Annotated in this window: 13 protein-coding genes; 6 read left to right on the forward strand and 7 right to left on the reverse strand. The window is 54.8% G+C overall.

Annotated elements, in window-relative coordinates; genetic code table 11:
• Positions 1-261 precede the first annotated feature (261 nt).
• Positions 262-510: a DUF1158 family protein gene (locus NL510_RS16875; protein ID WP_253378429.1), complete on the forward strand. Its 249-nt coding sequence runs from the start codon at positions 262-264 to the stop codon at positions 508-510.
• On the opposite strand, the gene NL510_RS16880 is transcribed toward NL510_RS16875, so the two are convergent.
• From NL510_RS16880 to NL510_RS16890, 3 genes are all read right to left on the reverse strand, one after another.
• Positions 496-2,064 carry an alpha/beta hydrolase-fold protein gene (locus NL510_RS16880; protein WP_253378431.1) on the reverse strand — a complete coding sequence of 523 codons (1,569 nt, stop codon included), beginning with the start codon at positions 2,062-2,064 and terminating at the stop codon, positions 496-498. The genes NL510_RS16875 and NL510_RS16880 overlap by 15 nt on opposite strands.
• A gap of 92 nt (positions 2,065-2,156) precedes the next feature.
• Positions 2,157-2,498, reverse strand: a complete 342-nt coding sequence (locus NL510_RS16885) for a RamA family antibiotic efflux transcriptional regulator (protein ID WP_253384984.1) — start codon at positions 2,496-2,498, stop codon at positions 2,157-2,159.
• 32 nt (positions 2,499-2,530) lie between these two features.
• On the reverse strand, positions 2,531-3,634 hold the full coding sequence (locus NL510_RS16890; protein WP_253378433.1) for an MBL fold metallo-hydrolase: 1,104 nt from the start codon (positions 3,632-3,634) through the stop codon (positions 2,531-2,533).
• A gap of 191 nt (positions 3,635-3,825) precedes the next feature.
• Here NL510_RS16890 and NL510_RS16895 point away from each other — a divergent pair, with 191 nt between their 5' ends.
• From NL510_RS16895 to nfsB, 3 genes are all read left to right on the forward strand, one after another.
• Positions 3,826-4,416 carry a TetR/AcrR family transcriptional regulator gene (locus tag NL510_RS16895; RefSeq protein WP_253378435.1) on the forward strand — a complete coding sequence of 197 codons (591 nt, stop codon included), beginning with the start codon at positions 3,826-3,828 and terminating at the stop codon, positions 4,414-4,416.
• Positions 4,406-4,774 (forward strand): MmcQ/YjbR family DNA-binding protein, encoded by a 369-nt coding sequence (locus tag NL510_RS16900; RefSeq protein ID WP_253378437.1) that lies wholly within the window; start codon positions 4,406-4,408, stop codon positions 4,772-4,774. The genes NL510_RS16895 and NL510_RS16900 overlap by 11 nt, the downstream gene beginning before the upstream one ends.
• A gap of 120 nt (positions 4,775-4,894) precedes the next feature.
• Positions 4,895-5,548 carry an oxygen-insensitive NAD(P)H nitroreductase gene (gene nfsB, locus NL510_RS16905; RefSeq protein WP_253378439.1) on the forward strand — a complete coding sequence of 218 codons (654 nt, stop codon included), beginning with the start codon at positions 4,895-4,897 and terminating at the stop codon, positions 5,546-5,548.
• A gap of 75 nt (positions 5,549-5,623) precedes the next feature.
• On the opposite strand, the gene NL510_RS16910 is transcribed toward nfsB, so the two are convergent.
• The gene (locus NL510_RS16910; RefSeq protein ID WP_253378442.1) at positions 5,624-6,493 is read right to left on the reverse strand and encodes a helix-turn-helix transcriptional regulator; all 870 of its coding nucleotides are present in this window, start codon (positions 6,491-6,493) and stop codon (positions 5,624-5,626) included.
• Positions 6,494-6,600: 107 nt separating this feature from the next.
• On the opposite strand from NL510_RS16910, the gene NL510_RS16915 reads away from it, so the two are divergent.
• Both NL510_RS16915 and NL510_RS16920 read left to right on the forward strand, forming a co-directional pair.
• Positions 6,601-8,037: an MFS transporter gene (locus NL510_RS16915; protein ID WP_253378444.1), complete on the forward strand. Its 1,437-nt coding sequence runs from the start codon at positions 6,601-6,603 to the stop codon at positions 8,035-8,037.
• Positions 8,038-8,102: 65 nt separating this feature from the next.
• A complete protein-coding gene (locus tag NL510_RS16920) occupies positions 8,103-9,347 on the forward strand; it encodes a mechanosensitive ion channel family protein (protein WP_253378446.1) in 1,245 nt (414 codons plus the stop codon).
• Positions 9,348-9,419: 72 nt separating this feature from the next.
• Here NL510_RS16920 and pheP read toward each other — a convergent pair whose 3' ends face one another.
• From pheP to NL510_RS16935, 3 genes are all read right to left on the reverse strand, one after another.
• A complete protein-coding gene (gene pheP / locus NL510_RS16925) occupies positions 9,420-10,805 on the reverse strand; it encodes a phenylalanine transporter (RefSeq protein WP_253378448.1) in 1,386 nt (461 codons plus the stop codon).
• A gap of 104 nt (positions 10,806-10,909) precedes the next feature.
• On the reverse strand, positions 10,910-13,096 hold the full coding sequence (locus NL510_RS16930) for a TonB-dependent receptor (protein WP_253378451.1): 2,187 nt from the start codon (positions 13,094-13,096) through the stop codon (positions 10,910-10,912).
• 52 nt (positions 13,097-13,148) lie between these two features.
• Positions 13,149-14,228, reverse strand: coding sequence for a YncE family protein (locus tag NL510_RS16935; protein ID WP_253378453.1), 1,080 nt, complete (start codon positions 14,226-14,228; stop codon positions 13,149-13,151).
• Positions 14,229-14,505: the final 277 nt, after the last annotated feature.

The following is a 14,505-nucleotide window of genomic DNA, read 5'->3' on the forward strand; positions in this document are numbered from 1 at the left end:
GGCGTTATACATTGTCGCTGCCATTGTTATTGCAACGTTAATTGGCTTTAGTACATATACCTTTGTAAAATTGTTTTCGTGAAGCAGACGTATTTTTACATAAGGTGATGCTCATTTAATTATCACGGCGTCATTATTATTTTTTGACGCTTAATTAGCAGACTATGGCTTTATTAAATTAAAAAACCGTCTCCGGGTAGATATTGCTTTACGATCCAGGATGCCTGACAATGGCATTTTTAACTGACGATTAACATTAAGATGAAACACCCGTTAGAATCGCTTCTCGTTGCGGGGGGCATTTTACTGCTCGCCCTAATCTCATGCCTGCTGTTACCTGCGCCATCGCTGGGTCTGGTGCTGGCGCAGAAGCTGGTTGCGACCTTCCATTTGGTCGATCTCAATCAGCTTTACACCCTTCTGTTCTGCCTCTGGTTTTTACTGCTCGGCACCCTTGAATTTTTCATCCTGCGTTTTGTCTGGCGCCGCTGGTTTTCACTGGCTTCGTAAACCGGTCAAATCACGCATCCCGTGGATCAGCGCTTCACACCAGGCCGCGTAGTCGTGGCCGCTGGACCATGGGTGGAAGCTGACGCGATACCCCTTCTCCTTTAAGACCTGTTCAAAATCTCTGGTGGTACGGTAGATCCCGCCGCCCGGCCCCGTGGTTTCAAACTTCCCGGCCTGCAGCCAGAAACGCACCGGATACAGCGGTGAATGCCTGAACTGACGCGTTAGCCAACCTGGAGCTTCGCCTTTTGGCGCCCACCAGTACGAGCCAGACAGGCTCAGCACGTTACCAAACAGCCGTGGGTAGCGTAGCGCCACCCACGATGACGCAATTCCGCCGTAGCTGGAACCGGCCAGCACCGTTTTCTGCCGCTGTCGCGCTATCCCCTGCCCGCGCAACCACGGCAACAATTCATGGGCCATGAAATCAGCGAACACCGGGCTGGGCGGCAACTCTTTTCCACGTCGGGCGTGATCGAGGCTATCGATAAAGACCACGTTAACAGGCGGCAGGTGGTGGCGAGCAATCAGGCCATCCAGCACGTTGGCGAAATGGTAGTCGTCCTGATAAATCTGCCCGTCAAACAGTATCAACGTCCAGCGCGCGGGCTGTACGCCACGTGGTTTGTAGATAATGACCTCACGTGAATTGCCGAGGATTTTGCTGTCAAGACGCTGGCGACTTAACGTGCCGTGCGCCAGTGGCTGGGCTGTGGCTTGCACCGAGCAGTAACGTGCCGGGCTAAGCTCGAGCAACGAAAAGCGGTTCCAGCGATCGGATTTCTGTTCACCAAAGGTGTTCGGGTTCAGCGGGTCGGCCTGGGCGCTTACCAGGATCGCCCGCCGCTGTTCGCGCGGGGAGCCATCGATCAACGGCACATCGGGAGCAAGTTTGTACTGCATTAGCGTATCCGCAGGCACGACGTAGCTGCGAAACCAGACGTCGCTCTTGCCCAAACGGAACAGCGGATCGTGATCCCCCGCCGGTGAACCGAGTATAAAGACGTTGTCCTGCGCGCCCCGCCATAAGAAGGTCACGCGCTTATGGCTGGCATCGATCGGTTCGACCATCGGCGTTCCCTGGCGAACCTGCGCCTGCCAGAACGCATCGGTACTCCCTCCGGCAGCAAGCGTTTTTGCCAGCGTCTGCAGCGTGGGGCTTTCAGGCTCCAGCATCTGCATGCGGGGTAACGGGGAGGTCTCTTTCATTCGCCACTGAAAACGCCACGGCATACCCGCTTTGCCGTGCAACACCAGTGAGCTGCTTTGCTGCACCGGCAGCGCAAAAAGCAGCGTGTGCTCACCGTCGGCGGGCCCTTTTTCAACCAGCGTACGCAGGCGACGGTTATGCCCGTCCAGCAGTCGCGCATCCGTTACGCCGTTTAGCGTGGCGGAAACATAGTTTTTGTTAAGCCCGGGCAACACAAAGCAAACTTCACCGCTGGCATCAAACTTTCCCTGTACATCCCCCTGCAGGGAAGAGTGTTCGCAGGTTGCCGCGACTGCGGGCAACGCACCGATCCCTAACAACAATCCACTCCATGCCCTTTTCATTACAGCCCGTTCCACGATGTTATTTGCCAATAACGCTAATGCAAATGGTAATAATTTGCAATATCATCTTTAACGGCATCGGGCCGATGCGTTCAGTGTGCCCGGCCGTGATTTTCTTTGCGGTAAGCGCCCGGCGGCTGGTTGAACGTGCGGGTAAAGATACGAGTAAAAGTCTGCTGCGAATCAAACCCGTAGCGCAGGCAAATGTCATATACCCGCTCGTCTGATTCTCGCAGATCGCGCGCCGCCAGCAGCAGCTTACGTTCGCGGATATAGCGCCCCAGGCTCTCCCCTTTATACTGCATAAACAACCGCTGCAGATGCCATTTCGAGTATCCCGCGTGGCGGGCAATCTCTTCTATGCGCAAGGGCTGATGTAGGTTGTCGTCGATCCATTCGACGATGGTGTCGATGACCTGAGCGGAAATAGGCATACTGCTCTCCCCCTCTGCTTCTCGATTAAACATTATTCCCACCACTCACGAAATTGTTGTGTGCTATCGCTCACCCGAACAGGCTCGCCCAGTTCCGGCGTCAGTAGCCGATAGTTTTTATCCTTGCTGGCACGGGCCAACTGGATAAGCGGATCGTTCCAGGTATGTTTCGCCAGCACAAAGCGTCCGTTATGCCCTGGAACAACGGCTTTAGCCTTCAGGTCCACCGATGCCTGTGCCGTTTCATCCGGCAGCATGTGAATGTATTTCCAGTCCTGGTCATACTGGCCGTTTTCCATAATGGCTAAATCCACCTCGCCAAACTGTTCGCCGATGGCCTTGAAGTGCGGACCGTAACCCGAGTCACCGCTGTAGTAGACGTTCTGTTCTGGCGTGACGAACATAAAACTGCCCCACAGCGTTTGGTCGCGCTTGATGCCTCGCCCGGAGAAGTGGCGCGCAGGCAGCACATGCACCGTCAGCGCATCGCTGATGCGTACCGACTGATTCCAGTCCCGCTCGTCGATAATCGTCGGGTTCATGCCCCAGTAACGCAAGTGCGACCCCACACCCAGCGGGGTGACCACGCGCTTCACCTTTGGCAACAGGGCCTTGATGGTGGCGTAATCCAGATGATCGTAGTGATCGTGAGAGATAATCAGCAGATCGACCTCCGGCATGCTCTCTGCATGCCATGGATACTCACCGGCAAAGGCTTTGTTGAGGAACGAAAATGGCGCGGCGTAGCTACCGAGCACCGGGTCGATCAGAATACGTTTACCCGCTAGTTGCATATACCAGGAGGAGTGGCCAAGCCACACCAGCGTGTCCTGCTCCAGCGGCAGGCTCGTGAGATCCGTTTTGACCAGCGGTAGCGGCTGCGCAGGGCGCGCATTTTCCGTTTTACGGGTCAGAAATTGCCACCATGCCACCAGCATATTCTGCTCACCGGTAAAACCCGGCGTCGGCAGCGTATTATGGAATTTCCCGTCGCGATACTGCGGCGAAGCTTCCACTTGCGTAAGCTGCGCCCCGTGCGGCGGCTGGCCGAATCCGGGGTTAAGAATAAAAGGTAAACTGGCCGCTGAAGCGATAATCATGACAAACACCACGCAGATGAATAGAGGCTTTTTCATTTCCTGACCTGACGACGCGCCCCATCCAATGGTTTACGCGGATTAAACTTGATTATGAGTGAGTAAGCACTCATTATTGGATATGATGAATATATCGTCAAGATGTTTTCGTTCTTTGACATTCCGCGTTGCAGCGTGGCAGAGCACGTGTTTCAATCACGGCATTTATAATTGACAGGAGGAAAAATTTAGTGGCACGTCCGAAGAGTGAAGATAAAAAACAGGCCTTACTGGAAGCCGCTACGGCTGCGTTTGCACAGTCGGGGATTGCCGCCTCAACGGCGTTAATTGCCCGTAATGCGGGTGTCGCTGAAGGCACACTGTTTCGCTACTTTGCTACCAAAGACGATCTGCTGAATGCACTCTATCTGCACCTTAAGCAGGATCTTTGCCAGACCATGCTCTCTACTCTCGATCGCACGCTTACCCATCCGAAAGCCTATACCCGCAATATCTGGAACAGCTATGTGGAATGGGGGATCCGTAATCCCGTGGCGAATGCCGCCATTCGCCAGCTTGGCGTCAGCGAAAAGATCAACACCGAGACCGAGCAGGCGGTAAAAGATATGTTCCCGGAATTGCATGAACTGTGCCGTCGCTCGGTGCGCCAGGTGTTTATGTCCGATGAATTCAAAACGTTCGGTGATGCGATTTTCTTAACCCTTGCCGAAACCACCATGGAATTCGCCACCCGCGATCCGTCCCGCGCCGCTGATTTTAAAGCACTCGGTTTTGAGGCCATGTGGCGCGGCCTGGCACATGAGGAAACCAATGGAGAGTAAATCATTACAAGAACATGCGAAACGCATCGCCCTCGAACTGCCCTTTACCGAACACTGCTGGCCGTTTGGTCCGGAATATGATGTGTTCAAAGTGGACGGAAAGATTTTTATGCTGATGGCGGTAGTCAAGGGACGCCGCCATGTCAGCGTAAAATCCGATCCCGACAAATCCCTTCTTAATCAACAAATTTATCGTGGCATTGAGCCCGGTTATCATCTGAATAAGAAGCACTGGATTTCGCTCTACGGCACCGACGATATTACGCCAGATCTGGTCGCAGACCTTATCAACGATTCGTGGAATCTGGTGGTGGATAAACTGCCGAAAAAAGTTCAGAAAAGGATACGTCCGGCCTGATTGTTCGTTTGAACCGAAAAGTATAAGCGCCCGAATTGCACTTATCATTTACCGTTTCGCACGGTAATCTGCCTCTCTTTCGCGCCTGACTACGGGCTAATCTCATCCCCAGGAGTTGTTATGGATATTATTTCTGTCGCCCTGAAACGCCACTCGACTAAGGCGTTTGACGCAAGCAAAAAACTGACCGCTGAAGAAGCGGAAAAAATCAAAACCCTGCTGCAGTACAGTCCGTCCAGCACCAATTCACAGCCGTGGCATTTTATTGTGGCCAGTACCGAAGAGGGCAAAGCGCGCGTGGCAAAGTCTGCGGCGGGCACTTACGTGTTCAACGAACGTAAAATGCTGGATGCCTCGCACGTGGTGGTGTTCTGCGCGAAAACCGCAATGGATGATGCATGGCTTGAGCGCGTGGTGGATCAGGAAGAGGCCGACGGCCGCTTCAATTCTCCTGAAGCGAAAGCTGCTAACCACAAAGGCCGCTGCTACTTTGCCGATATGCACCGTGTGGACCTGAAAGATGACGACCAGTGGATGGCGAAACAGGTTTACCTGAACGTCGGTAACTTCCTGCTGGGCGTGGGTGCGATGGGTCTGGACGCGGTACCCATTGAAGGCTTCGACGCCGCTATTCTCGACGAAGAGTTTGGCCTGAAAGAGAAAGGGTTTACCAGCCTGGTGGTGGTGCCCGTTGGCCATCACAGCGTGGAAGATTTCAACGCCACGTTGCCTAAATCTCGCCTGCCACTGAGCACAATTGTCACGGAGTGCTGAGGAGAAGAGGAGCGCTCATCAGTTCCCCCTCAGCGAGTATGCAGCGCAGGAGTCGTTCTTATTAACGGATGCTGTTTATTTTGCCTGCTCCGCCAGCCATGTCAGCGCCTTTTCCCCCGGCGCATCCACCGGTAAATAGACTAACAGCCGCGAACCGTTACGGGGAGCGGAATACCAGTACATTTGCTGCAGGGTAAAATCCCCCAGTTCAGGATGGCAGAATACCTTGAGCTGGTTCTCTACGCCGCGCACGTCGTTGCGCTGGCGCCACAGGGTTTCAAACTCCGCCGACACCGCAAAAAACCGCGCAAGTCTGGCTTCCCACAGTGGGTCGCCCCGGTGTTCGGCCATCGCCGCACGGAAATAGGAGACAAATATCGCCAGCGCGTCATCGCGTTTGCCGAGCCGTGACCGCCATGCCGGATGGGTGAGAAAGAGATAAATACAGTTGCGGTCTTCCGGTGGGATCGTATTGAAGTCAACGCCCATCAGATGCCCAAAACTGTCGTTCCACGCCACGATGTCAAAATTCGGTTTCTGGATGCTGGCAGGTTTTGGCATCAGAGTATCAAGCAAGCGACGCGTACCTTCGCTGGTCTCCTCGCAGCACACCGCCTGAGGCGCTTCGCCCGGCGGCAGTCCGGCCAGTACAAACAGGTGTCGTGCTTCGGTTGGAGTACATTGCAGCGCTTTTGCAACCGCGGCCATTACCGCGCCCGACGGATTCACATCCCTTCCCTGCTCAAGCCAGGTGTACCAGGTCACCCCCACATCGGCCAACATAGCCACCTCTTCACGCCGCAGGCCCGGTGTGCGGCGGCGACCGCTGCGCGGCAAACCTAAACGTTGCGGATCAAGACTTTCACGCCGTGCGCGTAAAAATGCACCGAGCTGTTTTCGCGTGTCATCCTGGCGTGAGGTGACGGGTTCCGACATCAAGGCCATAGTTCCCCCTGCAGGGTAGTGCCAGTACCAGTATAAGCAAGAACTGGTACCCGTTTATGAGATAGACGATGCTACGTCCATCCGCGGTTTGACGCAATGGAGTTACCATGAATACGTCAGTTGTTTCACCGGGTCGCGCAGGCCTGATACTACTCTTAACCGGACAGATGCTGCCGCTGATTGATACCTCAATCACTAACGTCGCCCTGAACTCCATCACCCACTCGTTACAGGCCACCGCCACTGAGCTGGAGCTGATTGTCGCCCTCTACGGCGTAGCTTTCGCCGTCTGTCTGGCGCCAGGCAGCAAGCTGGGGGATAACCTCGGCCGCCGCCGTCTGTTCATGTGGGGCGTGGCAGGCTTTGGCCTGGCCTCGCTGCTGTGCGGTATGGCGGGCAACATTGCGCAGTTGCTGGCAGCACGCATTGTGCAGGGAGCGGGCGCGGCGCTAATCGTGCCGCAAATTCTCGCTACGTTGCATGTGACGTTGAAAGGATCGGCGCATGCCAAAGCCCTCAGTCTGTTTGGCGGTATCGGCGGCATTGCATTTATCGTCGGGCAAATGGGCGGCGGCTGGCTGGTGTCGGCAGATATCGCCGGGTTGGGCTGGCGTAATGCTTTCTTTATCAATGTGCCCGTCTGTTTGCTGGTGCTGGCGTTATGCCGCCGTTATGTGCCGGAAACCCGCCGCGAGACGCCGTCGCGCATCGACTGGACGGGAACCCTCTTACTGGCGCTCCTTCTCTGTTGCTTGTTATTCCCGATGGCGCTTGGCCCGCAGTGGCACTGGTCCTGGCCGCTTAAGGCCGCGCTGATTGGCACTCTCCCGCTGGGATATCTGATGATATTGAATGCGCGTAAAAAAGAGCGTGAAGATGCACATCCGCTGATCCCGCTGCGTCTGCTTCAACTCAACAGTATCCGTTTTGGCATTTTGATTGCGATGCTTTTCTTCAGCGTCTGGTCCGGATTTATGTTCTGCATGGCGTTAACTATGCAAACCGGGCTGGGAATGGCGCCGTGGCAATCGGGGAACAGCTTTATCGCGTTGGGGGTAACCTATTTTATCTCTGCATGGTTTGCGCCACGTCTGATCGCCCGTTACAGCACCAGCACGATCCTGCTGACCGGGCTGTCGATCCAGATGGTCGGCCTGCTGGCGCTGATTGCCACCTTTAAACACTGGGGGATGCACAACACCGCGCTCACGCTCGCACCAGCGACCGGGCTTATCGGTTATGGGCAGGCGTTGATAGTGAACAGTTTTTACCGCATCGGAATGCGTGATATTCAACCTGATGACGCGGGAGCGGCAAGCGCCATTCTGAGCACATTGCAACAGGCCGCACTGGGGCTTGGCCCGGCCATGTTTGGCGCGATTTTGCTGCACGCGCTGCAGAATCATCACGGGGATTACACCCAGGCGGTCAATATCTTTCTTATAGTGGAAACCGCCATGATGCTGGCGCTGGCGCTGGCCACGTTACGTATGCGTCAGCATCTGCGCTTACCGGTGGTAAAGACCTGTCAGGCGGTTAAATAGCCACACGAATTTGCATAATACTTCTGCAGCCGCCATTATGGGGCTGCATCAATAAAGGAGACATTATGCAGGAATTAATTGCTCAGGTTGAAGAGTTAGGCATTGAAATTAATCACACTACTTCATTAGTGATTATCTTTGGTATTATTTTTCTTACCGCCATCATCGTCCATTTTATTCTTCACAAACTGGTACTGCGAGCCTTTGAAAAGCGCGCGCAGGCCAGCAGCCATTTATGGTTGCAAATCATTACTCAGAATAAGTTATTTCACCGTCTGGCCTTTACCCTGCAGGGGATAATCGTCAATGTTCAGGCGGTGCTGTGGCTGCAAAAAGGCAGCGAAGCGGCAGAAATACTGACCACCTGCGCGAAGCTGTGGGTGATGGTCTACGCCCTTCTCGCCTTCTTCTCGCTGCTGGACGTAATTTTCAATCTGTCGCAAAAAATGGCGACAGCCTCCCAGCTGCCGCTGAAAGGGATATTTCAGGGCATCAAGCTAGTGAGCGCAATTCTGGTGGGGATTTTAATTATCTCCCTGCTGATTGGTCAGTCCCCGGCGATTTTAATAAGCGGCCTGGGGGCAATGGCCGCGGTACTGATGCTAGTGTTCAAAGACCCGATACTGGGACTTGTGGCGGGTATCCAGCTTTCGGCTAACGACATGCTGAAGCTTGGCGACTGGCTGGAGATGCCGAAATACGGCGCCAACGGCACGGTAACTGATATCGGCCTGACCACCGTTAAGGTGCGCAATTTTGATAATACTATCACCACTATTCCAACGTGGGCGCTGGTGTCAGATGCCTTTATCAACTGGAGCGGAATGTCGGCTTCCGGCGGTCGTCGCATTAAGCGCAGCCTGAATATCGATACCACCAGCATTCATTTCCTCGACGAGCAGGAGCAACAGCACCTGATCCAGGCAAAATTGCTTAAGCCGTATATGGCGGCGCGACATGAGGAGATTAACCTGTGGAATCAGGAGAATGGAGAAGGTCAATCGGTCCTGAACCTGCGCAAGATGACCAATATTGGCACCTTCCGCGCCTACCTGAATGAATATTTACGTAACCATCCGCACATTCGTAACGATATGACCTTAATGGTGCGCCAGCTGGCGCCGGAGGCCAACGGTCTGCCGATTGAAATATATGCTTTTACCAACACGGTGGTCTGGGCGGAATATGAGGCGATACAGGCCGATATCTTCGACCATATTTTCGCGGTGGTGGATGAGTTTGGTCTGCGGATCCATCAGTCGCCGACAGGAAATGATATTCGCTCCCTGACCAGCACAATGGCGAAATAATCAGGTACTGGCGCGGGAAATAAAGCGCCAGTCCATCATCACCCTTTCCGTAGGGGCCGCCGGGTTGTCGATTTACCTTCGGGACAATTTAAACGCCACAAACAGGAACACTACCCACACTGGCAGCAGCATGGCGGAAAGGCGCATCTCATCCATGGCGCACATCAGCACTAGGATCATCCCCAGGAAAGCGATGCAGAGATAGTTCCCCGCCGGATACAGCAGCGCTTTAAACTGCGTCTCACGCCCTTTGCGACGCATAGCGGCACGAAAGCGCAGGTGCGCCAGGCAAATCATTATCCAGTTCAGCAACAGCGTGGCAACCACCAGCGCCATCAGCAGACCAAACGCCTCTTTCGGCAACAGGTAGTTGATCAGCACCACCAGCGACGTGATAGCCCCGGAAAGTAATAATGAATTCACCGGCACGCTGCGACGGCTGACGCGGGTCAAGAATTTAGGGGCATTGCCCTGCACGGAGAGCCCAAACAACATGCGGCTGTTAGAGTACACGCCGCTGTTATAGACCGACAGAGATGCCACCAGGATGACAAAGTTCAACGCAGAAGCCACCACGTTACTGTTAAGATCGTGGAAAATCATCACGAACGGGCTGCTGTCGGATTTCACTTGCACCCAGGGATAGAGCGCCAGTAATACCACCAGGGAACCGATATAGAACAGCAGAATGCGGTAAACCACCTGGTTGACCGCTTTGGGAATGCTTTTATGCGGATCGCGCGCTTCAGCGGCGGTGATACCAATCAACTCCAGCCCGCCGAAGGAGAACATAATCACCGCCAGGGAGAGGATCAGTCCTTTCCAGCCCGTCGCCAGAAAACCGCCGTGCTGCCACAGGTTATCAATCGTGGCGCGTTCGCCGCCGTGACCGGAAAACAGCAGCCAGATGCCAAAGCCGATCATGCCGATAATCGCCAGCACCTTGATAAGCGCAAACCAGAACTCCGTTTCACCGTACAGGCGCACGTTCACGAGGTTAACAGCGTTGATAATGATGAAGAACGCCGCCGCCCAGATCCACGTCGGCACGCCCGTAAACCAGTACTGCATATAAATGCCTGCCGCGGTTAGCTCCGCCATCCCGACCAGCACGAACATCACCCAGTAGTTCCAGCCAGAGAGGAACCCGGCAAACGGGCCCCAGTATTTATACGCAAAATGCGCGAACGAGCCAGACACCGGCTCTTCTACCACCATCTCGCCGAGCTGGCGCATGATGAGGAAGGCGACAACCCCGGCGATACCGTAACCCAGCAGAACCGCCGGGCCAGCCATCTGTATAGCGGGGCCGATGCCAAGGAACAGCCCGGTACCGATAGCGCCGCCGAGGGCAATTAACTGAATATGTCGATTTTGCAAACCACGTTGCAGCGCCGGGATCTGTTCCGACGAGGCCTCAGGGCTAACCTTGCCCGAAGCGGATGACGCGTCTTTCACGTCCTACCCCTGTCTCTTTTTTAGAAGGGGCACGTTTTAACACTTCATGCTGGAAGGAGCAAGGGATTGGGGCATCCTTGCCCCGGATAACGAAAGTGGAACGCTTAGAACGCGTAGCCAACCGAAACCTTGAAGGTCCGTGGTTCGCCCTGAGTAACGTAGGTGCCGGAATCATCCACGCTTGCCCAATAGTTTTCATTGGTCACGTTGTCGATGCCTGCACGTACGGTCATTTGGTTTTCATTATGATTTACCGCGAAGCGATAACGCATGCCCAGATCCAGCGTCGTGTAGCTGTCCAGCTTTTTGGTGTTCGCCAGGTCAGCATACTGGGTACCGGAGTGGTTTACGCGCGCGGTGGCGGTGAGGCCCTCAATCGGTTTGATGTCATACTCCGCGCCGAGCACGGCATAAAAGTTCGGGGTGCCGATGGCGTCGTTACCCTGGTTCAGGCCGTTGTTGGTTTTCGTCAGTTCCGCCTGCAGCCAGGTGGCGCTGGCGTTCAGACGCATACCCAGCATCGGCTCGCCGAAGACGTTAAGTTCAACGCCGCGGTTACGCTGCTCGGCATCCAGACCATAGCGTTTGGTCACGCTGTCGAGAATAGCCGACGGCATTTTAATTTCGAACAGCGCCAGGGACCCGCCCACGCGGCCAAAGTCGGCCTTCACGCCCACTTCATTCTGTTTAGAGTGAACGATACCGGTGCTCTGACCGTAGTTGCTGGCGCTGTCAGGCGCGGTTTTGCCTGGCTGCAGCGCTTCGGTGTGGTTAGCGTAGACCGAGATCTCATCCCAGGGTTTGTAGACCACGCCATAGGTTGGCATCCAGCGGCTACCATCGAAACCATCTGCGGCATTTTCCGCCCCGGTGATTTTGTTGTAGCCGCGGATCACTACTTTCTGATGACGCGCCCCGGCGGTGAACAGCAGTTTATCGTCGAGTACCCCAAGCGTATCGCTCAGCAGCCAGCCCTGAGTGCGAGTGCGCCCGCTGGTCAGCGGATCGCTGTAGTTACCGCCCGAACCGTTGAAGTTAGAGCTGTCCGGCATCGCAACGCCGGTGTTGTGGTAAATATTCGTGGTCGGGTTGTCTGCCGCCGCCGACATTTTCCACCCAATTTTCTCGTTTTTACTCATCGCGGAGTAACCGACGTTTACCTTGTGCGACACGAAGCCGGTATCAAAGTTACCGCGAATCCCTGCCATTCCGCTGACGGAGTCGCTAATGCGGTTTGTATCCAGACGGCTGACCGTCGCCTCACCGCTCTTATCCAAAAGCTTCGGCGCGCTGTAGATCCCTTCCTCATGCGCGTGCTGTGCGCCAAGGCCAGTATAGGCAGTCCAGCTATCGGTGATGTCGTACTCGCTGCGCCACATCCCAAATTCGTTTTCGATATTACTGTAGGCCCATTTCTGCGAGAAGTTGCGATCGTTTTTCGGCGGTTCCGGGACAAAATCCACCGCCGAGATATTGACGCTGGTTGGGCTGCCGTGGAAGGTTTTCTTCTGATAACCCACATCCACGGAAGTGCGGAAGTTGTCACCTTTGTAATCCAGACCGGTAGAGAGCAGCGTGGTGCGGCGACGATCGTTCGCTACGCCGGTTTCGCCTTCACGATGGACAAGGTTCACGCGCGCGCCAAACTGATCGTTGTCGCCAAAGCGACGGCCCGCATCCAGCGTGGTACCAATCCGGGAATCGGAGGTGTAATCGACGCCAACTTTCGCCTGCGGGATTTCACCCGCGTGTTTTGGCTCAAGGTTGATCATTCCGCCCACGCCCGAGCTGGCCGCGCCGTTCATCAGGGAGTTTGCCCCTTTGAAGATCTCAATGCGTTCAACCATCTGCGCATCTATCACCTGACGCGGCAGCACGCCCGAAAGCCCGCCAAAGGTCATGTCGTCACCGTCAAACTTCAGACCACGGATACGGAAGGTTTCCGCGCTGTTACCGTAACCCTGAACGAACTGTACGCCCGCGTCGTTGGCGACGACATCAGCAATGGTTTTCGCCTGCTGATCTTCAACCAGCTTCGAGGTGTAGCTTATGATATTGAACGGCACATCCATCGCGTTTTGCTGACCGAGCATCCCCATGCGGCCACCGTTAGCAACCTGACCGTCGAGGAACGCCGGAACCAGGCTATCGCCGCCCGGTTTAAAATCACTGGCGGGTGTGGCTGTTACAATAAGGGTATCCTCTTTTTTAGCCTCCGCCGCGAAGGCGGTATATGTCGCCGCGCTAATGGCAAGCGCCAGCAGCGTTTTATGCATTTTGGTGTTGTTCATAAATGACTCATTAAAGTGCGCGCAAAAATGGTCCGTCACCGGGCCTTAGAATTTAGTTTAGTGCGATGCGAACAACGCTGTCCGGCCCGTTCGTCGAGTGGTCTTTATTGAAGGGCTGTTTAACGGTGACGTAGAGCGTCTGACCGTCCGCCGACAGCAGCAGGCTGTTCGGATTCGGTGGCAGATCCCAGGATTGTTTAACGGCATATGTGGTGGCATCAAGGCTCAGCAGTTTTCCACTTTCGCGCTGGGTAATGTACAGTTCGTTGCGCCTGGCGTTGAATTTCACCGCCAGCGAGTCGCCCACGTCCAGCAGTTTGATCACGTCACCGGTGTGAATATTCAGCACCAGCGTGGTTTTAGCTTTGGAATTGTCGGTAACGAACAGGCGGCCTGTCGCCGTGTCTTCCGCCAGATTCAGCAGCAGCGCAGGTTTGTCGCCCAGCGGCTTCCAGCGTTTTTCGATTTTGTTGGTGTGCGGATTGACAACCAGGATTTCGCCCCCCCCGTTGGCGGCATACAGGCGATCGGTTTGTTCAGACCACAGTAGCCCGGTCACCCACTGCCCGGCATTTTTGATGGTTTTCTTCAGCTTCAGCGTTTTTGCATCGACTACCCATATCACGCCAGGATCGCCCACGCCGCCTACGTACAGCGTTCCTTCATGCAGCAGAATTTCACGCGCACCAAACGGGAAACCCTCTTTGTTGCGCTCGGTGAACATCAGGCGTTTTATGATTTTGCCGTCTGCCGTATTGAAGGCGCCGATACCACCGTCAAGGGAATGCGTGACGTAAAGCGTTTGTCCATCAGGGGAGATAGCCAGTGCGAAATTTTTCAGATCGGTATGGCTGCGGCCTATCGTTTTCAGGGTTGCGGGATCGAGTTTGTAAATCACCCCGCCCTGCACGTCCTTGAAGCCTTCAGCGCTGGCGACAAACAGCGCATCGCCCTTCGGATTGAGCACCATTTCGTACAAACCATCGGCAAGTTCGCGCTTGATTACGTCCGTTTCAGCCGGGGCAGTGATGGTCTTCCGGGCCGCCGGAGCCGAAGTCGCGGTCTGCTGGACAGCACAGCCGGAAAGTGAAGCAGCGATAAGCAGTGCCAGCGCAGACATTTTTTTGGTCATCAGGAACATCCTTTACCGTTCAAAGAGAGTCAGGCGGGGATCTGCGTCGCACGGGGTGCGATTATGATTATGTTGGCAGGCTGTAAGGCCCGAGCAGGATCCACCGTTATACTCAGTGTTCCATGTGAGATCTGCTCACTGTTAATGCGGAAAATGTCCGTCAATGCCCGCAAACACTAAAGAGAATGAGAACTATACTCATTATACTTTTGCAATCAAGTGTAAACAGGCGTTTCTGTATAAAAAAAGCGGCAGGAAGGAATGCCATTTTTGACGT

This window comes from unidentified bacterial endosymbiont, assembly GCF_918797525.1.
In the GTDB taxonomy this organism is placed as follows: domain Bacteria; phylum Pseudomonadota; class Gammaproteobacteria; order Enterobacterales; family Enterobacteriaceae; genus Enterobacter.

Bases quoted from the DNA above. Each gene is read 5' to 3' on its own strand.
- NL510_RS16915 (WP_253378444.1), top strand. From the start codon at position 6,601: ATGAATACGTCAGTTGTTTCACCGGGTCGCGCAGGCCTGATACTACTC.
- NL510_RS16885 (WP_253384984.1), bottom strand. From the start codon at position 2,498: ATGCCTATTTCCGCTCAGGTCATCGACACCATCGTCGAATGGATCGAC.
- nfsB (WP_253378439.1), top strand. From the start codon at position 4,895: ATGGATATTATTTCTGTCGCCCTGAAACGCCACTCGACTAAGGCGTTT.
- NL510_RS16890 (WP_253378433.1), bottom strand. From the start codon at position 3,634: ATGAAAAAGCCTCTATTCATCTGCGTGGTGTTTGTCATGATTATCGCT.
- NL510_RS16875 (WP_253378429.1), top strand. From the start codon at position 262: ATGAAACACCCGTTAGAATCGCTTCTCGTTGCGGGGGGCATTTTACTG.
- NL510_RS16910 (WP_253378442.1), bottom strand. From the start codon at position 6,493: ATGGCCTTGATGTCGGAACCCGTCACCTCACGCCAGGATGACACGCGA.
- NL510_RS16935 (WP_253378453.1), bottom strand. From the start codon at position 14,228: ATGACCAAAAAAATGTCTGCGCTGGCACTGCTTATCGCTGCTTCACTT.
- NL510_RS16920 (WP_253378446.1), top strand. From the start codon at position 8,103: ATGCAGGAATTAATTGCTCAGGTTGAAGAGTTAGGCATTGAAATTAAT.
- NL510_RS16900 (WP_253378437.1), top strand. From the start codon at position 4,406: ATGGAGAGTAAATCATTACAAGAACATGCGAAACGCATCGCCCTCGAA.
- NL510_RS16930 (WP_253378451.1), bottom strand. From the start codon at position 13,096: ATGAACAACACCAAAATGCATAAAACGCTGCTGGCGCTTGCCATTAGC.
- NL510_RS16880 (WP_253378431.1), bottom strand. From the start codon at position 2,064: ATGAAAAGGGCATGGAGTGGATTGTTGTTAGGGATCGGTGCGTTGCCC.